This is a genomic window from Providencia sp. UF-183 (assembly GCF_058246155.1).
On sequence record NZ_JBSICD010000016.1, the window covers coordinates 64,012 to 87,127 of the forward strand.

Sequence of the window (23,116 nt, forward strand, 5' to 3'; positions counted from 1 at the left end):
CTATAGCAAGACACATAAATTATCACTTACTCTGTAATAATACGATAAAGCTCATCATCGCTTTGCGCGCAGCGTAGACGCTTACAGAATGTTTTATCAGCCAGTTTTTTGGCGATAAGCGACAACGTGTGTAAGTGCGTTTTACATTGGTCTGATGGCACGAGTAAGGCAAAAAGCAGGTCAACAGGCTGATTATCAATCGCATCAAAGGCAATAGGTTCTTCTAAATGCAAAAACACGCCGACTGCGCGAGAACTTTCGCTTTCATCGAGCTTGCCATGAGGAATTGCAATTCCACCGCCAATGCCTGTAGTACCGACTTTTTCTCTGGTTAATAACGCTTCAAATACCGTATTTTCAGGTAATTCCAATTCAACGGCAGCCAGCTCACTAATAATTTCTAGGGCTCTTTTTTTACTGGTGCACACAATATTATTACGTGTACAGGCTGATGATAAAACGTCGTTTAACTGGATTTCTATATCACTATTCATTTTATTGTTCACTTAGGACTACAAAACCAGATGGTGTATGCCACCATCTGGTTTGAAACATTCATTGGCTTAACGAGTAAGCCGCATCAATGTATTAATGTTGTCTCAGTTTTTCTTTATGTTTGGTTAATTGGCGTGACAGTTTGTCTACCAGTAAATCGATAGCGGCATACATGTCATTTTCTTCCGCTGATGCATGGAGCTCCGCTCCATTAACTTGCACGGTTGCTTCAGCAATTTGCTGAACTTTTTCAACTTTCAGGACGACTTGGATACTGTTAATACGGTCGAACAATTGCCCTAATTTACTGAGCTTTTTCTCAACAGTTTCACGCAGTGCTGGAGTAACTTCAATATTGTGTCCAGTAATCTGAAATTCCATACAACCTTCCTTATTTTATCAATTAAACCAGTTGTTTACGCTGGTTTGAGGGCGGAATAGATAACGATTCACGATACTTAGCAACAGTACGACGAGCCACTTGAATACCTTGTTCTTCCAGCATACTCGTCAATTTACTGTCACTCAATGGTTTTGCTGGGTTTTCAGCAGCAACCAGTTTTTTCACCAAGGCCCGAATTGCAGTGGATGAGGCTTCGCCGCCTGTGTCCGTGCTTACATGGCTTGAGAAAAAATACTTCAACTCAAAAATGCCTCGTGGGCTGTGGAGAAACTTTTGAGTTGTCACTCGAGAGATGGTGGATTCATGCATGTCCACTTGATAGGCAATATCTGCCAATATCATCGGTTTCATGTACTCCTCACCTAACTCAAAGAATTCTTGTTGCTGTTCAACGATACAGGTTGCCACTTTTAACAGCGTTTCATGGCGGCTTTCTAAGCTTTTAATCAACCATTTTGCATCTTGCAGGTGGCTACGAATGTATTGTGTATCATCATCGCTAGCTGAACTATTTGCCATCGAAGCATAATGATTGTTAATACTTAGTTTAGGAATGCTATCTGTATTTAGCTCAACTTGCCAGTGCCCAGCTATCTTTTTCACTAAAACATCTGGAATAACATATTCCGATTCGCCTGTATTGATAGACTGCCCTGGCTTTGGATTTAAGGTTAAAATCAAATCGATAGCCGTTTTCAGTGCATCTTCCTTTAAGCGCGTTAATTTGCCGAGCTGCCTAAAATCACGATTAGCAAGCAAATCAATGTGGTTGCTGATGATTATCTTAGCTTCTTGTAACCCACCCGTTTCTTTTGGGTAGAGCGAAAGCTGAATCAATAAACATTCTTTTAAATCTTGTGCAGCAACACCAAGCGGGTCAAAGTGCTGAATACGCTTTAGCACTGCAATGACTTCTTCTAGGGTAATTTCAGGGTTATCAATCCCTTCATGTATATCAGAGATTGATGTAGTGAGATAGCCGGAATCATCTATAGAATCAATAATTGCGGTGGCAATCGCACGGTCTGTATCTGTAAACGGGGTGAGATCGGATTGCCACGTTAGATAATCTTGCAGCGTTTGTGTGGTTTCACCTTGGTAAACAGGCAGCTCATCGAAGCTGTAATCATTGCTGGTGCCTGATGGTGTTCCTGCCGTGTAGATTTCATCCCAATCGGCATCAAGAGGAAGTTCCTCAGGCATATCATTGTTTTCTAAAGCATCTTTTGTATCGAGTTCGCTGCTGTCAGTGGTATCGAGAGAATCAATTGAGTCACTTTCAGAACCGAGTTCTTCTTGTTCAAGAAGCGGGTTGGTTTCCAACGCAAGTTGAATTTCTTGTTGAAGCTCAAGTGTAGAAAGTTGCAACAGACGGATTGCCTGCTGCAATTGAGGGGTCATTGCAAGTTGTTGACTGACTCTGAGCTGCAAACTTTGCTTCATGAAAGTGTTTTTTTCTCCCTAACAACGAAACTCGATATCACGGTTTATAACCGGAAACCTTCACCTAAGTATACACGTTTCACTTGTTCATTTTCCAAGATCATCGTTGGTGTGCCATGGGCGATAAGGTGGCCTTGGCTCACAATATAGGCTCTTTCACACACATCTAGCGTCTCACGAACATTATGGTCGGTAATCAATACGCCAAGGCCATAGTCACGTAAATGCTGGATGATTTTTTTAATATCCAAGACAGAGATTGGGTCAACCCCCGCAAAGGGTTCATCTAATAAAATGAATTTTGGATTAGCGGCCAGCGCTCTAGCAATCTCAACACGGCGGCGTTCACCACCTGAAAGGGATTGCCCCATGCTGTCGCGAAGATGTGTGATGCTAAACTCTTCCATTAACTCTTCAGCACGCTCTTTACGTTGTTGAGACGTTAAATCTTCGCGGATTTCAAGTACCGCCATCAGGTTATCATAAACGCTAAGGCGACGGAAAATAGAGGCTTCTTGAGGTAGGTAGCCAATACCGCGACGTGCACGTTCATGCAGTGGCAGTAAGCTGATATCTTCACCATCAATTAAAATTTTGCCCGCATCCCGCTGAACAATACCCACAACCATATAAAAGGTGGTGGTTTTACCGGCACCATTTGGCCCTAACAGGCCAACAATTTCGCCTGATTTAACTTCAAGGCTGACATCTTCAACAACCTTGCGTTTTTTATAGGATTTAGCCAGATTCTCTGCGGTTAGTGTCGCCATAACGATTATTTACTCTTACCCGTAGTTGCTGATGAATTGTTTGCTGCTGGGCCTTTTTCTTGCAATTGCGCAGGCAAAATCACGGTAGTCACGCGCTTGCCTTTATCACTAAAGGCTTCCATTTGCTGTGTTGGTACAACATAGGTGATTTTGTCGCCTTTGATATTGCTGTCTAGCTGCTCTAAATACGCACCGCCCGTTAAAGTGACGAGCTGTTTATCCACTTCATAGCGCGCTTTGTTTGCATGGCCTTTGATTGGCTTACCGTCATCTTGCAACTGGTAAAACGTCACAGGATTACCGAAAGCTTCGATCACAATTTTATCCGAGTCGCTGCTTGGACGTGTTACAACCACTTTGTTAGCACGAATATCAATAGAGCCTTGTTTAATCACAACGTCATCGGTAAATGTGGTGACGTTCTTTTCTAAATCAAGAGATTGTTTGACCGAGTTAATCGTCATCGGCTGCTGGGTGTCACTTTTTAATGCCATCGCTGGGAGGCTAAGAGCCAAAATTGCACTGGCAACCGCTCCTTGAATAAAACGCTTCTTAGTTACTTGATTCATTTTGATGCTCTTCCGGTTGTAACACATAATGAGTTTTCACATCCTCGATTAATTCTGCGGTTCTAGTACGAAGATTTCCCTTCATTTTCAAACCAGTAGAATTAAGACCGTGCCCAATAATGGTCACTTTATCGTCGGATGAAACGTCTTGTGTTGTCAAATTGACAACTGCACTTTCAGTTGTAATTCGTTGTATCTGCGACTCTTTTGTTAAACTATCGACTTGGACATCACTGTACAGGTAAAGCACCCTGTCGTTTGTTAACCTTGCTTTGAAGGCTGTGACTGTCCATGTAGGCACGCCAGCTTCGTTATAAGTAGTTAAAACGGGTTTCGAAAACCACGTGATTTTCCCTTCAGTATAATTATCAATTTTATCTGAAACGAGTTTATACGCTAGATTTCCTGTTGGGTTATAGACGTAAGTCACTGAATCATCAGTTTGATAATTAGGTTGCCCATCATTGATTACTTTCTCCTGTGAGTCAGATGCGTCATTGCCTGCTAAATTCCAGCCAATAAGCCCTAACGCAACCAAGGACAAAATAATGATTAACCACTTCTTCGCATTGCTCATGAATTCAATCTATTCGTTATATCGATAAGCCTTTCGCTTCTTCCAATTTACCTTGGGAAAGAAGGATCAGGTCACAAAGTTCACGTACTGCGCCCTTACCACCACCGATGCGTGTTACGTAGTTTGCCTTCGGTAGGAGCAGCGGATGCGCATCCGCAACAGCGACAGATAACCCGACTCGTGCCATAACAGGCCAGTCGATGAGGTCGTCGCCAATATAAGCCACTTCGTCTTCTGCTAGTTGTAGTGTATCTAACAGTTCACGATACGCCAAAAGCTTATCGCTTTGGCCTTGGTAAAGATATGTAATGCCTAAAGTTTGCGCTCTATCTTCGAGGAGCTTGGCTTTTCTGCCAGTAATAATGGCGACTTCAATATCGGACGTTAATAGGCAACGAATACCATATCCATCACGCACATTAAAGGCTTTGAGCTCTTCACCATTATTCCCCATATACACCAAACCATCGGACATCACGCCATCGACATCGCAAATGAGCAGCTTAATTTTAGCGGCTTTTTCGATGACGGAAGTGGCAACGGGGCCGTAGCAGGTGTTCAAGTTTTGAGAACTCATGGTATTTCCTTATATTATACAACACCTGCTTGGAGCAGGTCGTGCATGTGTAAAACACCCACTAATTTATTGTCTTGTGCAACTAACAATGAGGTTACGTGTTTTGATTGCATTAAATTGAGCGCTTCAACGGCTAACATACTTGGGGAGACTCGAATGCCACCAGGGGTCATGAGATCCGCAATTTTCGCGTTATTCAGGTCAATTCCCATATCAAAGATACGGCGTAAATCACCATCCGTGAAGATACCCTCAATATTCATCTCGTCATCACAAACCACAGTCATACCCAGTTTTTTACGGGTAATTTCGACTAAAGCTTCACGCAAAGACGCGCTTTTAGGAATATGGGGGATATCCTCACCCGTATTCATTAAATCACGAACTAAGAGTAAAAGTTTGCGCCCAAGTGCGCCGCCTGGGTGAGAAAGTGCGAAATCATCTGCAGTAAACCCACGAGCAGTTAACAATGCAATAGCTAAGGCATCGCCCATCACTAAGGTTGCCGTGGTACTGGTTGTTGGTGCGAGCCCTAATGGGCAGGCTTCCTGTGGCACCTTAATGCACAAATGGACATCTGCATATTTCCCCATATTACTATCAGGGTTGTTTGTCATACAGATTAAGGGAACCTTAATACGCTTTAAAACAGGCAGTAACGCTAAAATTTCACCAGACTCCCCTGAGTTTGAAATGGCGAGTACTACATCTTTATTCGTTATCATCCCTAAATCACCATGGCTAGCTTCGCCTGGGTGAACAAAAAAGGAGGGGGTACCCGTACTGGCTAATGTCGCTGCAATTTTACGGCCGATGTGCCCAGATTTTCCCATTCCCATCACGACAACTTTACCTTCACAACCAAAAATCAATTGGCAAGCGCGGTTAAAGTCAGCATTAATATATTGTTCTAGGTTTTTTAAGCCTTCGTGTTCGATATGGAGAACTTCTTTACCTACTTTCTGAAAATCGAAGTTTGACATTTCTCGTTCCATGCGTAGCTTTTAAGTGAATCGGATAAGCAAAAATGAATTGTATAACGAATACTTAGTATCAGTAAGTATTTTGTCTGTTAAGCTATCTTTAATGATAGTTTCGTACCTAATTGTTATTTTACGGTGATCCAAAGTACAATTGGAGAGGTAAAATCTGCTTTCTTTAGCATCTTGAACCAAAAATAGGCGGGTAAATTCGCGTATCCTCACCATTAATTAAACGCCACATTCTAAGAGCTATCTGCTGTTATTGCAGGCAATTTTTACTGACTATAAATTAATTTAATCAGTTTTGGTTGGTGTTATTTATACAAAAACACAGTTGTAACACTAAAAGTCACATTTTCGGCGCTATAATACTATAAATTCTATTTCGTTGTGATATTAGACGATTTTCAGTTTATCTTTCGGTAATATCTGAGCGGGTAAACATGATATTCAGGCATGATGTATAACGAGTTATTTAACAATGCAAGCACAGACAGACAACTTAATCGAAGTACGGAACATGTCCTTTACTCGAGGCAATCGGAAAATATTTGAAAATATTAACCTGACTGTTCCTCGTGGTAAAATTACGGCAATAATGGGGCCATCTGGGATTGGTAAAACCACATTGCTGCGCTTGATTGGTGGGCAATTACGCCCAAATGAAGGTGAAATTTGGTTTGATGGCGACAATATCCCGTCATTATCACGTTCCAAATTATATCAAGCACGTAAAAAAATGAGCATGTTGTTCCAATCAGGGGCGTTGTTCACTGATATGGATGTGTTTAATAACGTAGCGTTTCCACTGCGTGAACATACAAATTTACCCGAGTCTTTAATTCGCACGACCGTGATGATGAAATTAGAGGCGGTCGGGTTACGCGGGGCGGCTGCATTGATGCCATCTGAGCTTTCTGGCGGAATGGCACGCCGTGCAGCTTTAGCACGCGCCATTGCCCTTGACCCAGATTTGATCATGTTTGATGAGCCTTTTGTAGGGCAAGACCCGATTACGATGGGGGTTTTGGTTAAACTTATTGATGAATTAAATCAGGCGCTTGGCGTAACATGTGTGGTGGTTTCTCATGATGTGCCAGAGGTCTTGAGCATTGCAGATAATGCGTATATTGTTGCCCAGCAGCATGTGATTGCTCAGGGAACGGGTGAAGCGCTGCGTGATAACCAAGACCCTCGCGTGCGCCAATTTCTTGATGGTATTGCTGATGGTCCTGTGCCGTTCCGTTTTCCTGCCAATGATTATCTGGCCGATTTATTAGGGTAAAATAAGATGATAATAAAGGCGATAGCAGCCTTCGGACGTCGATGGATTGATATTTTTTCTGCTTTTGGGCGAGCAGGCTACATGCTGTTTCGCGCCTTATTAGGTAAACCTGAATTTGGCAAACAGTGGCCGCTTCTAATGAAGCAACTGTATGCGGTAGGCGTACAGTCTTTATTGATTGTGGCAGTATCGGGCTTATTTATTGGCATGGTGTTGGGGCTACAAGGCTACCTTGTCCTCACCACATTCAGTGCAGAAGCGAGCCTAGGCATGATGGTGGCACTTTCTCTATTAAGGGAGCTTGGTCCTGTTGTGACGGCCTTGTTATTTGCAGGGCGTGCGGGTTCGGCATTGACAGCTGAAATTGGTTTAATGAAAGCCACTGAGCAAATTTCGAGTTTAGAAATGATGGCGGTAGACCCATTAAGACGGGTTATTGCACCACGCTTCTGGGCTGGTTTTATTAGTATGCCGTTGTTATCACTGATTTTTGTGGCTGTCGGTATTTTAGGCGGTGCATTGGTTGGTGTGGATTGGAAGGGGATTGATGAAGGCTTTTTCTGGGCATCAATGCAATCTTCAATCGATTGGCGATTAGATCTGGTTAACTGTGTTATCAAAAGCTTAGTGTTTGCGTTCACCGTAACATGGATCGCACTGTTTAATGGCTATGATGCAATTCCAACCTCGGAAGGGATCAGCCAAGCAACAACGAGAACCGTTGTTCATGCGTCATTGTCTGTTTTAGGACTGGATTTCGTACTTACCGCACTGATGTTTGGGAACTAAGTCATGCAAAGTAAAAAAAGTGAAATATGGGTTGGCTGTTTTATGTTGTTGGCGATCGCCGCCATTATCTTTTTATGTTTAAAAGTCGCCGATTTGAAATCGATTGGTAGCCAATCCACCTATCAAATTTCAGCGTCATTTGAAAATATTGGTGGCTTGAAAGAAGGTTCTCCAATCAAAGTTGGTGGTGTGGTTGTTGGCCGTGTTGCCAGTATCACCCTCGATAAAAAGAACTATGTACCTGAAGTAAAAATCGATTTACTAAGTGAATATGACAATATTCCAGATTCAAGTTCTTTATCCATTCGGACATCAGGTTTACTGGGCGAACAGTATATTGCTATGAATATTGGTCCTGATGATGAAGAGTTAGGGACTGCTATCTTGAAAAATGGTGGACGCCTTGAAGACACTAAACCTGCAATGGTGTTGGAAGATTTAATCGGGCAGTTCTTGTATAAGAGTGGCGATAGTCAAGGTGCTGAGCCTGCATCTAAATAATCCGCAGCTCCCTCAAAATAGTTAAAGGAATGAATTATGTTTAAACGTTTAATGATGGTTGCCATGTTGGCTATTGCGCCATTTGCGATGGCGGTAGACCAAACGAATCCGTATAAATTAATGGATGAGGCGGCAGCAAAAACTTTTAATCGGTTGAAATCTGAACAGCCGAAGATTAAACAAGATCCTGAATACCTAAGAACGATTGTTCGTGAAGAATTACTGCCTTATGTGCAAATTAAATATGCAGGTGCGCTGGTTTTAGGGACTTACTATAAAGGTGCAACCCCTGCACAGCGTGATGCTTACTTTGCGGCATTCGAAGACTACCTTGAGCAGGTTTATGGCCAAGCACTGGCAATGTACCATGGTCAAACTTACCAAATTGCGCCAGAACAACCTGTTGGCGATAAAAATATCGTTGCTATTCGTGTCACAATCACCGACACCAATGGCCGTCCGCCGGTACGCTTAGATTTCCAATGGCGTAAAAACAGCAAAACGGGTTATTGGCAAGCGTATGATATGATCGCTGAAGGCGTAAGCATGATCACCACCAAGCAAAATGAGTGGGGCGATATTTTACGTAAACAAGGCATTGATGGCTTAACAAAACAGTTAGAAATCAGTGCAAAAGCGCCAATTACGTTAGAAGAGAAAAACTAATATGAGCCACGCATTGGCATGGGAAAAAACGCAATCAACACTGCATTTGACGGGCTCATTAGACCGTGACTCGTTGATGTCGTTTTGGGATAAAAAATCCCCATTGCTGGAACAGATTGAAAAAATAGATGTTTCAGGCTTAACCCATGTGGATTCAACAGGGCTGGCAATGTTAGTTCGCTTAAAAGGCGAGTTTCAAACCAAAAAACTGCCGCTGAAGATTATTGGTGCCAGTGATAACTTGAATACACTTATTGAGTTGTATGGGGTGAAAACCATCATTCTGGATTAAGGCGATGAGTCCTAAATTCGGTCAAGTTATGTAAAAATAAGCGCCTCTACGTGCATTTGTGCGTTAGGGGCGTTTTCTTTGGTTTAAGTGTTAGGCTTAATCCTTTAGGATAGACGTTTATGCTCTTTCAATTCGAGTTGTGACTAATTGGGCACATTCAACTAGAATTAGTCAGAGTAAAATTGAAAAACCACAAATAATCATAATAGAGTCACTATGGAAACCAACGAAATAAAACAAGTATTGATGGAAAAGTTGTCTCTGGATGAGGCTATTGTTACAGGTGATGGTAGCCACTTTCAGGTTATCGCTGTCGGTGACATGTTTGACGGTATGAGCCGTGTTAAGCAACAGCAAGCAATTTATGCGCCATTGATGGAATATATTGCGGATAACCGCATCCATGCTCTATCAATTAAAGCGTACACCCCTGCGCAATGGGAGCGCGATCGTAAACTTAGTGGCCTTTGATTTCAAAGCCTAAGCGAACAGCCTGTACAATTCGACATACGAGAATACTTGAATGGATAAGTTTTTAGTTAAAGGACCAACCCGTTTATCGGGCGAGGTTACTATTTCTGGCGCGAAAAATGCTGCGCTGCCAATCCTGTTCGCTGCTCTATTGGCTGAAGAGCCTGTAGAAATACAGAATGTTCCTCATTTGAGGGATATCGACACCACCATTAAATTATTGAATCAGCTTGGCACGAAAGTGAAACGTAATGGTTCAGTATTTGTTGATGCGAGCACAGTAAGCACTTACTGCGCCCCTTATGACCTCGTGAAAACCATGCGTGCTTCTATCTGGGCGCTGGCACCTTTAGTGGCACGTTTTGGTCATGGCGAAGTTTCTCTGCCGGGTGGTTGTGCTATTGGTGCTCGTCCTGTTGATTTACATATTTCTGGTTTAGAACAGTTAGGTGCAAATATTGTTCTGGAAGATGGTTATGTGAAAGCCACCGTTGATGGTCGCCTGAAAGGGGCCTGCATCGTGATGGATAAAGTTAGCGTAGGGGCAACGGTCTCTATTATGACAGCTGCCACATTAGCGGAAGGCACAACAACCATCGAAAATGCGGCGCGCGAACCAGAAATTGAAGACACGGCTAATTTCTTAAACACCCTTGGTGCAAAAATTACCGGTGCAGGCACTGACCGTATTGTGATTGAAGGGGTTGAGCGTTTAGGTGGTGGTACATACCAAGTTCTGCCTGACCGTATTGAAACAGGCACATTCTTAATCGCGGCGGCAGTTTCTCGCGGTAAAGTGATTTGCCGTAATGCACGCCCAGATACACTGGATGCAGTATTAGCAAAATTGCGCGAAGCAGGGGCAACGATTGAAATCGGTGATGACTGGATTAGCTTAGATATGGAAGGTAAACGCCCTAAAGCGGTGACTATCCGTACGGCACCACATCCGGGGTTCCCAACAGACATGCAAGCACAGTTCAGCTTACTAAACTTAGTCGCTGAAGGTGCAGGGCTTATCACTGAGACAATTTTTGAAAACCGTTTTATGCATATCCCTGAGCTTATCCGTATGGGTGCGCATGCGGAAATCGAAAGTAATACGGTGTTGTGCCATGGCGTTGAGAAGCTAACCAGTGCACAAGTGATGGCAACAGATTTACGTGCATCTGCAAGCCTTGTTATTGCAGGTTGTATTGCAGAAGGCACTACAACGGTTGACCGTATTTACCACATTGACCGTGGTTATGAGCATATTGAAGACAAGCTACGTGGTTTAGGGGCAGATATTCAGCGTGTTCATTCAGACGACTAACGTTCTCGTTTATTGAATTGAAACAAAAATGCCGTTCAATTGAACGGCATTTTTTATCGTCAAATTTATTTGCCTGCAATTAACCAGCTTGTCCTTCAGGATTTTCTTCAATAACGACATCGATAGTTTTCGTTTCGCCGTCTCGCAAAATTTGCACAGAGGCTTTACTGCCGGGGCGAATTTCAGCCACGAAATCCATAGTTTCAGCAGCAGAGATAGCGGGTTTTCCATCAACAGATAAAATGATATCTCCTTGAACAATACCCGATTTAGCCGCTGGGCCATTTGGCGCAACTTGGAAAATACGTAGCCCTTGTATCTGGTTGATATTATTATTGTTTGATCTGATTTGTGGAAGCTCACGCGCGGTAATGCCAATATAGCCACGGATCACTCGGCCATCACGGATCAGTTTATCCATAATTTTAGTTGCAAGCGCAGTCGGAATGGCAAAACTGAGGCCTTCTGACGTAATTCCTTGTCCCGCAGTGAAAGAAAGGGTGTTAATCCCGACTAACTCACCTTCGGTATTAATTAGGGCTCCACCAGAGTTACCTGAATTAATTGAAGCATCAGTTTGTAAGAAGTTTTGCCGACGTGTCGAGCTTAGACCCACACGGCCTGTCGCACTAATAATGCCTTGGGTGACGGTTTGACCAATATTGTAGGGATTGCCAATAGCTAAGACGACATCCCCCACATGGGTGACACGTTGAGTATTAATGGGGATTACAGGGAGGTTATCCGCATCAATCTTAAGTATAGCAAGGTCTGTCAGTGAATCAGAACCTACCAGTAAGGCATCAAAAATGGCGCCGTCTTGCAGTGCTACTAAGATTTGATCTGGGTTATCAACCACATGCTTATTGGTAATGATATAGCCATTCGGGCTCATAATCACACCTGAGCCTAACGATTTTAGTTCACGTCCAGACTGGGAAAAACTGCCTTTCGAGCTACTGTAAACATAAACCACGGCTGGAGCTGCACGACGCACAGCTTTGTTATAACTGATAGGCTCGCTATTTGTTCTGCCATACAGTAAATCCGCTAAACCTTGTGGGCGCAAAGAAGGTACCGCAATGATGATAATCAATGCAGTCAATAGGCCAAGCAGGACAGAGATGGTTAGCTTCTTTACCATAAGATATTGGAGATTCAGTTATTTTTAAACATGCAGTGAGCATAACATAAAAAAACAGGTACAGCAGAGTGATACTGTACCTGTTTTATTGATTTTAAGACCTACGTTTATTAATTAATTGCGCATTAATAAATATAAGGTTTCACCATCACGTAAGACTTTCATTGCCAGTACTGGAGGCTTACCATCGATGATTTTGCGGAATTGCTCAATAGTTTCAACGCGTTGATCGTTCACGCCAAAGATTAAGTCACCTTTGACTAAGCCAATAGCTGCAGCAGGGGATTTAGGTGCGACGCTGTCCACTTGAACACCACGTGTATTGCTAATAGTCGCATTCGAAATCGTTGCGCCTAATAATGATTCAGTTAATTTCTCTGCGCGTGTTGCTGAGCCTTCATCATTTTCAAGAACAACTTTTACATCCATTGGTTTGCCTGAACGGATAAGGCCAATAGTGATTTCTTTGCCGATTTGGCTAGTACCAATTTTAGCTCTTAATTCCGCAAAACTGTTAATGCGCTTACCATCGACAGAGACTAGAACGTCACCTGATTTAATACCTGCTTTTGCAGCAGATGATTTCGGCAGAACTTCACTGACAAACGCACCGCGCTGAGCATCAATATTGAAGGCTTTTGCGATGTCTGAATTCATCTCAGTCCCTTTAATACCTAAGATACCGCGCTTAACTTCGCCGTGCTTAATTAGCTGCTCACTGAGGTTTTTCGCCATATTGCTTGGGATAGCAAAACCGATACCGATATTACCACCACCAGGGGCTAAAATAGCGGTGTTGATGCCAATCAGCTCACCGTTTAAGTTCACTAAGGCACCACCAGAGTTACCACGGTTGATGGATGCATCGGTTTGAATAAAGTTTTCTAAGCCCTCAAGATTCAAGCCACTACGACCTAATGCAGAAATAATCCCCGAAGTAGCTGTTTGGCCTAATCCGAATGGGTTACCAACCGCGACAGCAAAATCACCCACACGCAATTTATCGGAATCAGCAATACTGACGGCGGTTAAATTTTTGATATCTTTATCATTTGAGATTTTCAGTAACGCGATATCGGTTTGCGGGTCTTTACCAATCAATTTGACGGCAATTTCACGGCCATCATTTAATTGAATTTGAATTTTATCTGCGCCATCAATAACATGGTTGTTGGTTAAAATATAACCTTGCTGGGCATCGATAATAACCCCTGAACCAAGGCCTTCAAATGGGCGCACGCTTTGTTGCTGTGAAGGTGCATTAGGGCCAAAGAAGAATTTTAATTCTTCAGGGATTTGTTGGTTTTGTACGCGAGTTCCCGATACGTGAATATTCACCACCGCTGGCAATACTTTTTCCAGCATTGGTGCAAGGCTCGGCATGTTTTGGCTTTGCGCCGTTGCTGGCAGTGTCGCAGGGAGTGCAGCACTACTTACAGTGGGAATAGTGGCCAAAGATAAGCCTAAACTCATTGCTACAGCGGTAAGAAAAAAGTTTTTTCTTTTCATAATTCAGTCAATTCTCTCAAGAATAAAGGTTTAATTCACTGTGAGCCTTTCGTTTGGCAAACACAATGAGCTTCTATTTGGTTGGTATAAGATTCAATTTTACTGATGACTATGACCACAGATTATGCGCAAAAGTTCCACTTACAGATAGCAATTAACCACTCTTTTACATCTATTTACATGCAACTTAAGTAAAACTTTAACTTCTATACGGTTGCTAAATAAATCATTAAATTTAATTTAGATGGAAATGTTGTTCAGGATTATTAAATGAATACTTTGCAGTGGATGATGCGAATAGAGTTGGGGATTAAAGCGAATACAATAAGAAATCACCAGTAAGCGGGACTTACTGGTGATATACAATCAGAAACTATTTTTCTTTCTCTTCAATCGGGCGGAATAAGCCCGATGCACCGTCAGAGTAATCTCTTGGTGGCATTTTCACTGGCGCTTGATCGTTATCCGCTTCGGATTCGGTCAAGCGATAGTTAAATGGGTTATCTTGTGCTGGCATATCTGGCATTAATTCAGATGAACTTTGTGCCATATGTTGATAAAGCTGACGGTAGTCACGCGCCATTTTATCCAATAATTCTGCGCTACGAGCAAAGTGGCTGACTAATTCTTTACGGTACTCTTCTAGCTCAGTACTTTTTTTGTCTAGCTCAGCTTGCGCTGTTTTTTGTTGGCGAAGTTTTGGATTACCATAGCGGACAACTAATGCACCGATGATAAAACCGACAATCAATCCGATTAATGCATACTCCCAGGTCATGCTGACTCCTTCATTACTTCAATGTTCGCAGAAATTAAGCGTCGTTACCGTTACTATACCTTAAATAATTCAAGTTGCATGTAGGCGTCAAGTAAAGCATCTCAACATATTGTAATTTAGCGGTTAAGTGATGAGAAAACCCACAACGCTTGAATCGAGTTATTATAAACAGTTAACAACTTTAAGAGTGGAATCTTAAAGTGAATTTCCTTACTCTATGATGATTCGTTAACCGAAAGTTAAATGATAACTGAATCTGGTTATAATAAAGGCAGTGTATATCAAATAACGGTAAAAAAACCGAAAATTTTTTAAGGATTACTCAGTTAATGTCACCGATGACCCCTACAATGCGTTATCAACAAGCGCTCGCGGATGGCAATTATCAGCCTGATGACGTACAGAAGCTTGCCGTAGAACGTTTAGATAAAATTTATCATCAGCTTACTAATTCCACATTAGTCACACCGAATGAAAAACCAAGCGGTTTTTTTAGCCGTTTATTAGGAAAAAACGCGTCCAATAAATCAATAGAGCCTGTCCACGGCTTATATATGTGGGGCGGCGTGGGGCGCGGGAAAACATGGCTAATGGACATGTTTTATGAGAGTTTGCCGGGTGATCGTAAACTGCGGCTGCATTTTCATCGTTTTATGAAGAAAGTGCAGGAAGATTTGATGGCATTACAGGGGCAAGAAAATCCGCTGGATATCATTGCTGATGAGTTTAAAAAACAAACGGATGTATTGTGTTTCGATGAGTTTTTTGTCTCTGATATTACGGATGCAATGATTTTAGGTACCTTGCTGGAAGGCTTGTTTGCTCGCGGGATCACACTGGTCGCCACGTCCAATATTATCCCCGATAACTTATATCGTAATGGGTTACAGCGCGCGCGCTTTTTGCCAGCCATTGAGCAAATCAAAAAATATTGCGATGTTATGAATGTTGATGCAGGGATTGATTATCGCTTGCGCACATTGACGCAAGCCCACCTCTTTTTATCTCCGATAAATGCACAAAATCGCCAGCACTTGGATGATGTTTTTGTCAAATTGGCGGGGAAACAGGGGGCGATAAACCCAGTTTTAGAAGTCAATCACCGGAAAATGCAGGTACTTCGTTCGTCTGAAGGTGTTTTAGCCGTTGAGTTTAAAGTGCTGTGTGAAGAGCCGCGAAGTCAAAATGACTATATTTATTTATCAAACTGTTATCACACAGTTTTATTGTACGATGTACCTGTGATGGGGACAAAAGACGAAAACCCTGCACGGCGTTTTCTTGCGCTGGTGGATGAGTTTTACGAGCGTAAAGTGAAACTCGTGATTAATGCGGAAGTCCCGATGGAATCCCTTTATCAGGGGCAGCTTTTAGCTTTTGAATACCAACGTTGCTTATCACGCTTACAAGAAATGCAAAGCGAAGAGTATTTAAAAATCCCGCATTTGGCTTAAGTTTTTCGAGCGCATGTGAGTTTTAGCGCTGAAATAAGCCAAAACGTTCAAATTAAGTACAAATGGCGTTGGATATTCACACAAACGTAAAAAAAATGCATTTGGGGTCGATTTTTGTTTCCGACTTCTCTATAATCTTGCGACCCCACGTTACAGCGCTATTTTTTATTTCCCAAAAAATAACGCATAATGCCAGTTAGGCTGCTCGAAGGGGTAGGTTTACTGGACAAAGAGTCGTGTGAACCTCAGAAAGCTTATGAACATGAGTGTTCACCAACGTGTAACTTCAATATTGGGTAAGTTTTAATGAAAACTTTTACAGCTAAACCAGAGACCGTAAAACGCGACTGGTACGTTGTTGATGCAGATGGCAAAACTTTAGGCCGTCTTGCAACAGAAATTGCTAGCCGTCTGCGCGGTAAGCATAAAGCGGAATACACTCCGCACGTGGATACTGGTGATTACATCATCGTTCTGAATGCAGAAAAAATTGCTGTTACCGGCAAAAAACGCGAAGACAAAATCTACTATCGCCACACTGGCCATGTAGGTGGAATCAAGCAAGCAACTTTCGAAGAAATGATTGCTCGCAGTCCTGAGCGTGTGCTTGAAATCGCGGTTAAAGGCATGTTGCCAAAAGGACCTCTGGGTCGTGCAATGTACCGTAAACTGAAAGTTTACGCAGGTAATGAGCACAACCACGCGGCTCAACAACCGCAAGTTCTTGACATTTAATCGGGATTATAGCAATGGCTGAAAATCAATACTACGGCACTGGTCGCCGCAAAAGCTCATCTGCTCGTGTCTTTATTAAGCCGGGTAGCGGTAACATCACAATCAATCAGCGTACGCTGGAACAGTACTTTGGTCGCGAAACTGCGCGCATGGTCGTTCGTCAGCCGTTAGAATTGGTTGAAATGTTGGAAAAACTGGATCTGTACATCACTGTTAAAGGTGGTGGTATTTCAGGTCAAGCAGGCGCAATCCGTCACGGTATTACTCGTGCACTGATGGCTTATGATGAGACTCTTCGTTCTGATCTGCGTAAAGCTGGTTTCGTTACCCGTGATGCGCGTTCTGTTGAACGTAAGAAAGTGGGTCTGCGTAAAGCACGTCGTCGTCCACAGTTCTCCAAACGTTAATTTATTGCCTTTTAGGCATAAAATTGATGAAAAAACCCGTCTTTATGGCGGGTTTTTTATTGCCTAAAAATCTGTAAGCAGGCAAAAAAAGATAATATAAAAAAGAAGTAAATATAATAAGCAGAAAAAGATAATTAATTAGTCTAGAATTTAAAATTATCAACTCATGCGAATATAAATGACATTTTTTAAGCATATTAATGTAATAGCCATGAAGTCAACTCCAAGGTTTATTGCCTGTTAATTTTGATTTAATCGACGTATTCCCCTGTTTTTTCTTTGCTTGTTGGCTATTAAGAAAATAAATCTATGATTTTCCCTACTGCACCCCCCTAAGCTGTACAAAATCTGTTAGAATATGCGCCTGTTTTTTTATTTCATCATTTCTCGCCTTTCTGTGCGGGAGGGTTGTGTTGGCTTTTAGTATGGATAAATAAAAGCGGAACACAGGGGATTTTAAAATGGGTAATGGGTAATTAAAAAATTAATTACATTTCGTCCATTTTTGTAATTTGGAGGTTTTAATGGCTGTCGCTCCTAACAAACGTTCGGTAATGACATTGTTCTCAGGCCCAACTGACATTTTTAGCCATCAGGTACGTATCGTACTGGCAGAAAAAGGGGTTAGCGTCGAAATTGAACATGTTGAACCCGGTCATCCACCTCAAGATCTCATTGATCTCAACCCGTACCAAAGCGTCCCGACACTGGTTGACCGTGAACTGACGTTATATGATCCACTGATTATCATGGAATACCTTGATGAGCGTTTTCCTCATCCACCATTAATGCCAGTGTACCCAGTTGCGCGCGGAACTAGCCGTCAATTAATGCACCGAATTGAAAAAGACTGGTACTCATTAATGCATAAAGTTGAGAAAGGCAACGCACAAGAAGCAGATAGTGCTCGTCGCCAATTAGCGGAAGAACTAATTGCCGTTTCTCCTGTATTTGCTGAAATGCCATTCTTTATGAGTGACGAGTTTAGCTTAGTGGATTGCTATTTAGCCCCACTGTTATGGCGTTTACCTGTCCTTGGTATTGAATTAAAACTGAATAACAGCAAACATTTGCAAATGTACATGCAACGCGTGTTTGAGCGTGATGCATTCTTAGCATCGTTGACTGAATTAGAACGCGAAATGCGTTTGTCAGCAAGAGGCTAAGCTATGATGGAAATGGCAGCAATGTCTCCACGCCGCCCTTATCTGTTACGTGCTCACTATGAATGGTTGCTCGATAACGATATGACCCCGCATTTGGTGGTTGATGTCACTATTCCTGCCGTGAATGTTCCAATGGAGTTTGCTCGGGATGGGCAAATTGTATTGAATGTTGCGCCTCGCGCCGTGGGTAATTTCGAAATTACAAACGAAGAAGTGCGTTTCAATGCGCGTTTTGGTGGGGTTCCACGTCAAGTGTATGTCCCAATGGCTGCAATTATGGCTGTGTATGCACGTGAAAACGGTGCAGGGATGATGTTCGAACCTGAAGCTGCATATGATGCAGAGTTGTCATCTGATTTTGCTGAAGTCGATGAGCTACATGAAGAGAACATCTCATTGGTTCAAGAAAGTGAGTCAGTTGAGAACAACAACGATGAACCTTCAGATGACGAGCCACCAAGACCGCCTAAAGGCAGACCTGCGTTAAGAGTCGTTAAGTAACAATTCATTTTTATTAAGATTAATGAACAGAGGGGTTCCCCTCTGTTTTTTTATGTCTATTTTTTACAATTCACTAAACCGCTAAAAAAAGCAAAATACCCTCAGCGGCACTGCGTCCATCGGCAATCGCATTGACGACAAGATCTGAACCTCGGACAGCATCACCCCCTGCAAATATTTTTTTATGGGAGGTTTGGAAAGGAAACGAGCTGTTGCGACTTGCACAAATATGCCCCTGAGAGTCAAGTTGTACCGAGCTGTCTTCTATCCAAGGTTGTTTGTGTGGGCGAAAACCAAAAGCAACAATGACGGCATCTGCTTTAATCGTAAAATCTGAATTTTTGATAGTTTCTACAGCGTAGCGACCGTCTTTGAATTCGCCATTTTGCGTGCGAATGACAGAAATTCCGTTGGCTTGTTGACAGGTATCCAACAGGATCTCAGTGGCTTGTAAATTAAAATGAAATTCAGCCCCTTCTTCAATTGCATGATTTATCTCTTTTAATGAAGCAGGCATACTTTGCTTGTCACGTCGATAAACACAGCTGACATGGGCCGCCCCTTGCCGAATAGCGCTACGTACGCAATCCATCGCGGTATCGCCACCACCTAACACCACCACATTTTTTCCGCGTAAATTGATATAAGGTTCAACTAGTGATTGGGGAAGTTGCAGTAAATGGCGTGTATTTGCGATTAAATAAGGAAGGGCATCATAACAGCCATGAGCGCCATTTCTGCGCAGTTCACCTTTAATTGCACTGTAAGCACCTGTAGCGAGGAAAATCGCGTCATAATCCGTCTCAAGCGTATTTAGGTGTATATCCTGACCAATATCGATGTTAAGTTGAAATTGAATCCCCATTTCGGTAAAAATTTCGCGCCGTTGTACCATGACCTGCTTTTCTAATTTAAATGCAGGTATTCCGAAGGTTAATAAACCGCCGATTTCTGGGTGTTTATCAAAGACAGTAACTTGCACGCCATTGCGGGCTAAAACATCAGCGCAAGCAAGCCCCGCAGGACCTGCCCCAACAATTGCAACATGGCGATCGACTGGTGAGACGCGAGAGAGATCAGGGCGCCATCCAAGCGAAAAAGCTGTGTCATTGATATAACGTTCTATGTGACCGATGGTGACAGCGCCGAAGGTGTCGTTCAGGACACAAGCCATTTCACACAGTTTATCTTGAGGACAAATTCGACCGCAAATTTCTGGCAAGCTATTGGTATGATGCGATAATTCAGCCGCTTCTATAATACGTCCTTCCTCTGCTAATTTTAGCCATTTAGGGATGGCATTATGCAAAGGGCATTTCCATTCACAAAATGGGCTTCCACAGGAAAGGCAACGACTCGCTTGTTGCTGAATTTGTTTGGCATCATCGGGCTCATAAATTTCAACGAAATTTATTTTTCGAATCCCTTCCGCTTTTTTTTGTGGTTCATTTCGCGGGAGACCAATAATTTTTGAGTTCATGGTATTCCTTACTGAACTTAGTCTGAATTTGGGGCGTATAGCGATCTTTCAAACTTGAAGTTTAGCACTGCTAAATAAGTATAAGTCACATTATTGATTTGTTTTTCAATTAATTATGACGAAAAAGTAGCCAAGGCATATTTTTATCCGAGCTAAAACAAAGAAAATACCTGATTGTTATTTATCATTAATGATAAAAAATGGCTATTGAATGAGCAGGATCGACATTTTGCATTAATAAACATCCGAATCTGCCCTGTTTGATATATGATTCAAAGAGAATTTTACTAAGGGGTGGTTATGAAAGTACTTCGCGGCCTTGCGCAATACTATGTCGATTTGATGATGAAACTCGGGTTGGTACGGTTTTCGCTGTTACTGGCTTCTGCACTTGTTGTCTTGGCCATGATCATGCAAATGGCAGTCACAATATTCTTGCGTGGGCACGTCGATAGCTTGGATATGGTAGGTTCTATTTTCTTTGGGCTTATTATCACCCCGCTTGCGGTCTATTTTCTTTCCGTTGTGGTCGAACAACTTGAAGAGTCGCGACAACGATTATCACGTATGGTCGATAAACTCGAGGTCATGCGTAAGCGTGATGCTGAATTAAATACGCAGTTACAAGGGAATATAGAGCAACTCAACCTTGAAATACTTGAACGTGAAAAAGCGGAACGCGCACATTTAGAGCTACTTGAGCAACTCAAGCAAGAAATGAAATACCGTGAACTCACTCAAATTGAACTTGAGCAACAATCTGTGTTGTTACGCTCATTCCTTGATGCCTCCCCTGACTTGGTTTATTACCGCAATGAAAATAACGAATTTTCGGGCTGTAATAGGGCAATGGAACTGCTAACGGGGAAAAGTGAAAAACACTTAGTTGGGCTGACTCCGCTAGATATTTATGATGTGGAAATTGCCTCCAAAGTGATGGAAACCGATGAAAAAGTGTTTCGTCACAATGTTTCACTGACTTACGAACAATGGCTGGTTTATCCCGATGGGCGAAAAGCCTGTTTTGAACTACGAAAAGTGCCATTTTATGATCGCGTGGGTAAAAGACACGGCCTTATGGGCTTTGGGCGTGATATAACCGAGCGTAAGCGCTACCAAGAAGCGTTAGAGAACGCGAGTAGGGAGAAGACCACATTTATTTCAACGATCAGCCATGAGCTTCGTACTCCCCTTAACGGCATTGTAGGTTTAAGCCGAATTCTATTAGACACCGATCTCACTTCGGAACAATCTAGCTATTTAAAAACAATTCATGTCAGTGCTGTGACTTTAGGAAATATTTTTAATGATGTCATTGAGATGGATAAAATTGAACGCCGTAAAGTTCAGTTGGATAACCAGCCAATCGCATTATCTGAGTTTGTGAATGATCTTGAAAATTTAAGTGGCTTATTAGTCCAGCCTAAAGGCTTAAAATTTGTCATGGATGTTGCCCCTGCGTTGCCTAAAAAAGTGCTTACGGATGGAACGCGTCTACGTCAAATATTGTGGAATTTAATTGGTAATGCGGTCAAATTCACCCAAAAAGGTGAAGTGAAACTAAGTATCTGGCAAGAATCTGAAAATAAATTGTTTTTTAGAGTCCAAGATAGTGGAATTGGGATCCCTCAAGATGAGCTAGATAAAATTTTTGCGATGTACTACCAAGTAACAGATTCTGCTGGTGGTAAACCTGCAACAGGAACGGGGATTGGACTTTCTGTATCCCGACGACTAGCACAAAATATGGGGGGTGATATTCAAGTTGAAAGCCAAATTGGTGAAGGTTCAACATTTACCTTGTCAATTATCGCCCCAGTCGTTGAAGAAGATGTCATTGAATTTGAAGAAAGTGAAGATGACTACCCGCTACCCGCGTTACATATTCTTTTAGTGGAAGATATCGAGCTAAACGTCGTTGTGGCGCGCTCTGTATTAGAAAACTTGGGGAATACGGTTGATGTCGCAATGACAGGTAAAGAGGCATTATCCATGTTCTCACCTGGTGAATATGATTTAGTTCTATTAGATATTCAGTTACCAGATATGACAGGGCTGGATATTTCAAGGCAACTGAAACAGCAATATGGTAAAGAGGACTTACCACCACTTATCGCACTGACAGCAAATGTGCTTAAAGATAAAAAAGAATACTTTGATGCGGGGATGGATGGTGTTTTAAGTAAACCATTATCTGTGCCGGCACTGACCCAAATTATTGAGCAATTCTGGGGTGAACAGGCTTCATATTCTGAAGGATCTCAACGTGAATCTCAGGAGTCACCAGTCGATGAGTCAAGATTAGATTGTGACATGTTGGAGCAATATATTGAATTGGTTGGCCCTAAATTAATTTATGACGGGTTAGAAGTATTTGAAAAAATGCTACCAGGTTACTTAGCTATTCTCGACTCAAATATGGTTGCAAAGGATCAAAAGGGCATCGTAGAAGAGGCTCATAAGATTAAAGGCGCAGCGGGTTCTGTTGGCTTAAGGAACTTACAGAAAATTGCTCAGCAAATCCAATCCCCTGATTTACCTGCTTGGTGGGATAATGTCCAAGAGTGGGTGGATGAACTAAAACAGGATTGGAAAGGCGATATAGAAACTTTAAGAAACTGGGTTGATGAGCGCACAAAAAAATAACCCCAACCGAAGTTGGGGTGCGCGAATACTGCGCCAACACCAGGGAAATCGTTGATTTGCATGTGGTTTTCATTCTAGGCAAATCATTAAATTAGGTAGATCGCGGTAAACAATAACATCAAGATACCAAAATTTAGCGAATCTGTTACAAGATTCATTA

General features: G+C 42.3%; 25 protein-coding genes. 13 read left to right on the forward strand and 12 right to left on the reverse strand.

What is annotated here, in order from left to right:
- Nucleotides 1-26: 26 nt before the first annotated feature.
- From ptsN to kdsD, 8 genes are all read right to left on the reverse strand, one after another.
- Nucleotides 27-494 carry a PTS IIA-like nitrogen regulatory protein PtsN gene (gene ptsN / locus AC4IFT_RS15100; RefSeq protein ID WP_353243663.1) on the reverse strand — a complete coding sequence of 156 codons (468 nt, stop codon included), beginning with the start codon at nt 492-494 and terminating at the stop codon, nt 27-29.
- A 94-nt stretch (nt 495-588) separates the two neighbouring features.
- Nucleotides 589-876 (reverse strand): ribosome hibernation promoting factor, encoded by a 288-nt coding sequence (hpf, locus tag AC4IFT_RS15105; protein ID WP_219244574.1) that lies wholly within the window; start codon nt 874-876, stop codon nt 589-591.
- Nucleotides 877-898: 22 nt separating this feature from the next.
- A complete protein-coding gene (rpoN, locus tag AC4IFT_RS15110) occupies nt 899-2,341 on the reverse strand; it encodes an RNA polymerase factor sigma-54 (RefSeq protein WP_490733446.1) in 1,443 nt (480 codons plus the stop codon).
- Between the two features lie 44 nt (nt 2,342-2,385).
- Entirely contained in the window at nt 2,386-3,111 is a 726-nt protein-coding gene (lptB, locus tag AC4IFT_RS15115; RefSeq protein WP_219244572.1) for an LPS export ABC transporter ATP-binding protein, read from the reverse strand.
- 5 nt (nt 3,112-3,116) lie between these two features.
- A complete protein-coding gene (gene lptA, locus AC4IFT_RS15120) occupies nt 3,117-3,680 on the reverse strand; it encodes a lipopolysaccharide ABC transporter substrate-binding protein LptA (RefSeq protein WP_219244571.1) in 564 nt (187 codons plus the stop codon).
- The gene (gene lptC, locus AC4IFT_RS15125) at nt 3,664-4,257 is read right to left on the reverse strand and encodes an LPS export ABC transporter periplasmic protein LptC (RefSeq protein WP_219244570.1); all 594 of its coding nucleotides are present in this window, start codon (nt 4,255-4,257) and stop codon (nt 3,664-3,666) included. The genes lptA and lptC overlap by 17 nt, the downstream gene beginning before the upstream one ends.
- A 16-nt stretch (nt 4,258-4,273) precedes the next feature.
- Nucleotides 4,274-4,834 carry a 3-deoxy-manno-octulosonate-8-phosphatase KdsC gene (gene kdsC / locus AC4IFT_RS15130; RefSeq protein WP_219244569.1) on the reverse strand — a complete coding sequence of 187 codons (561 nt, stop codon included), beginning with the start codon at nt 4,832-4,834 and terminating at the stop codon, nt 4,274-4,276.
- A 14-nt stretch (nt 4,835-4,848) separates the two neighbouring features.
- Nucleotides 4,849-5,817: an arabinose-5-phosphate isomerase KdsD gene (kdsD, locus tag AC4IFT_RS15135; protein WP_490733443.1), complete on the reverse strand. Its 969-nt coding sequence runs from the start codon at nt 5,815-5,817 to the stop codon at nt 4,849-4,851.
- A gap of 481 nt (nt 5,818-6,298) precedes the next feature.
- Here kdsD and mlaF point away from each other — a divergent pair, with 481 nt between their 5' ends.
- The 7 genes from mlaF to murA all read left to right on the forward strand — a co-directional run bounded on the left by mlaF (nt 6,299) and on the right by murA (nt 11,136).
- Entirely contained in the window at nt 6,299-7,102 is an 804-nt protein-coding gene (gene mlaF, locus AC4IFT_RS15140; RefSeq protein WP_490733441.1) for a phospholipid ABC transporter ATP-binding protein MlaF, read from the forward strand.
- Nucleotides 7,103-7,108: 6 nt separating this feature from the next.
- Nucleotides 7,109-7,891, forward strand: coding sequence for a lipid asymmetry maintenance ABC transporter permease subunit MlaE (gene mlaE, locus AC4IFT_RS15145; protein ID WP_047756206.1), 783 nt, complete (start codon nt 7,109-7,111; stop codon nt 7,889-7,891).
- Nucleotides 7,892-7,894: 3 nt separating this feature from the next.
- Nucleotides 7,895-8,392 carry an outer membrane lipid asymmetry maintenance protein MlaD gene (gene mlaD / locus AC4IFT_RS15150; protein ID WP_273826740.1) on the forward strand — a complete coding sequence of 166 codons (498 nt, stop codon included), beginning with the start codon at nt 7,895-7,897 and terminating at the stop codon, nt 8,390-8,392.
- A gap of 36 nt (nt 8,393-8,428) precedes the next feature.
- Nucleotides 8,429-9,058, forward strand: a complete 630-nt coding sequence (gene mlaC, locus AC4IFT_RS15155) for a phospholipid-binding protein MlaC (protein ID WP_219244565.1) — start codon at nt 8,429-8,431, stop codon at nt 9,056-9,058.
- Nucleotide 9,059: 1 nt separating this feature from the next.
- A complete protein-coding gene (mlaB, locus tag AC4IFT_RS15160; protein WP_490733438.1) occupies nt 9,060-9,350 on the forward strand; it encodes a lipid asymmetry maintenance protein MlaB in 291 nt (96 codons plus the stop codon).
- Nucleotides 9,351-9,566: 216 nt separating this feature from the next.
- Entirely contained in the window at nt 9,567-9,821 is a 255-nt protein-coding gene (gene ibaG, locus AC4IFT_RS15165) for a BolA family protein (RefSeq protein WP_206083559.1), read from the forward strand.
- 52 nt (nt 9,822-9,873) lie between these two features.
- Complete coding sequence (gene murA, locus AC4IFT_RS15170) at nt 9,874-11,136, forward strand: UDP-N-acetylglucosamine 1-carboxyvinyltransferase (RefSeq protein ID WP_490751738.1); 1,263 nt, start codon at nt 9,874-9,876, stop codon at nt 11,134-11,136.
- 79 nt (nt 11,137-11,215) lie between these two features.
- Here the strand turns inward: murA and degS are convergent, their stop codons facing one another.
- From degS to zapG, 3 genes are all read right to left on the reverse strand, one after another.
- Nucleotides 11,216-12,280 (reverse strand): outer membrane-stress sensor serine endopeptidase DegS, encoded by a 1,065-nt coding sequence (gene degS, locus AC4IFT_RS15175; protein WP_490733432.1) that lies wholly within the window; start codon nt 12,278-12,280, stop codon nt 11,216-11,218.
- A gap of 114 nt (nt 12,281-12,394) precedes the next feature.
- Nucleotides 12,395-13,789 (reverse strand): Do family serine endopeptidase, encoded by a 1,395-nt coding sequence (locus AC4IFT_RS15180; RefSeq protein WP_490733430.1) that lies wholly within the window; start codon nt 13,787-13,789, stop codon nt 12,395-12,397.
- 373 nt (nt 13,790-14,162) lie between these two features.
- Nucleotides 14,163-14,567 carry a Z-ring associated protein ZapG gene (gene zapG / locus AC4IFT_RS15185; RefSeq protein ID WP_004908297.1) on the reverse strand — a complete coding sequence of 135 codons (405 nt, stop codon included), beginning with the start codon at nt 14,565-14,567 and terminating at the stop codon, nt 14,163-14,165.
- A 329-nt stretch (nt 14,568-14,896) separates the two neighbouring features.
- Here zapG and zapE point away from each other — a divergent pair, with 329 nt between their 5' ends.
- From zapE to sspB, 5 genes are all read left to right on the forward strand, one after another.
- Entirely contained in the window at nt 14,897-16,021 is a 1,125-nt protein-coding gene (gene zapE, locus AC4IFT_RS15190) for a cell division protein ZapE (protein ID WP_490751740.1), read from the forward strand.
- 306 nt (nt 16,022-16,327) lie between these two features.
- The gene (rplM, locus tag AC4IFT_RS15195; protein ID WP_006814213.1) at nt 16,328-16,756 is read left to right on the forward strand and encodes a 50S ribosomal protein L13; all 429 of its coding nucleotides are present in this window, start codon (nt 16,328-16,330) and stop codon (nt 16,754-16,756) included.
- Nucleotides 16,757-16,770: 14 nt separating this feature from the next.
- Nucleotides 16,771-17,163, forward strand: coding sequence for a 30S ribosomal protein S9 (gene rpsI / locus AC4IFT_RS15200; protein ID WP_004258235.1), 393 nt, complete (start codon nt 16,771-16,773; stop codon nt 17,161-17,163).
- A 524-nt stretch (nt 17,164-17,687) separates the two neighbouring features.
- On the forward strand, nt 17,688-18,329 hold the full coding sequence (gene sspA / locus AC4IFT_RS15205) for a stringent starvation protein SspA (protein WP_490733425.1): 642 nt from the start codon (nt 17,688-17,690) through the stop codon (nt 18,327-18,329).
- 6 nt (nt 18,330-18,335) lie between these two features.
- Nucleotides 18,336-18,830: a ClpXP protease specificity-enhancing factor gene (sspB, locus tag AC4IFT_RS15210; protein ID WP_490733525.1), complete on the forward strand. Its 495-nt coding sequence runs from the start codon at nt 18,336-18,338 to the stop codon at nt 18,828-18,830.
- 73 nt (nt 18,831-18,903) lie between these two features.
- On the opposite strand, the gene AC4IFT_RS15215 is transcribed toward sspB, so the two are convergent.
- Nucleotides 18,904-20,310 carry an FAD-dependent oxidoreductase gene (locus AC4IFT_RS15215; RefSeq protein WP_490751742.1) on the reverse strand — a complete coding sequence of 469 codons (1,407 nt, stop codon included), beginning with the start codon at nt 20,308-20,310 and terminating at the stop codon, nt 18,904-18,906.
- 300 nt (nt 20,311-20,610) lie between these two features.
- Here AC4IFT_RS15215 and arcB point away from each other — a divergent pair, with 300 nt between their 5' ends.
- Nucleotides 20,611-22,956 (forward strand): aerobic respiration two-component sensor histidine kinase ArcB, encoded by a 2,346-nt coding sequence (arcB, locus tag AC4IFT_RS15220; protein ID WP_490751744.1) that lies wholly within the window; start codon nt 20,611-20,613, stop codon nt 22,954-22,956.
- The last annotated feature ends 160 nt before the right edge of the window (nt 22,957-23,116 follow it).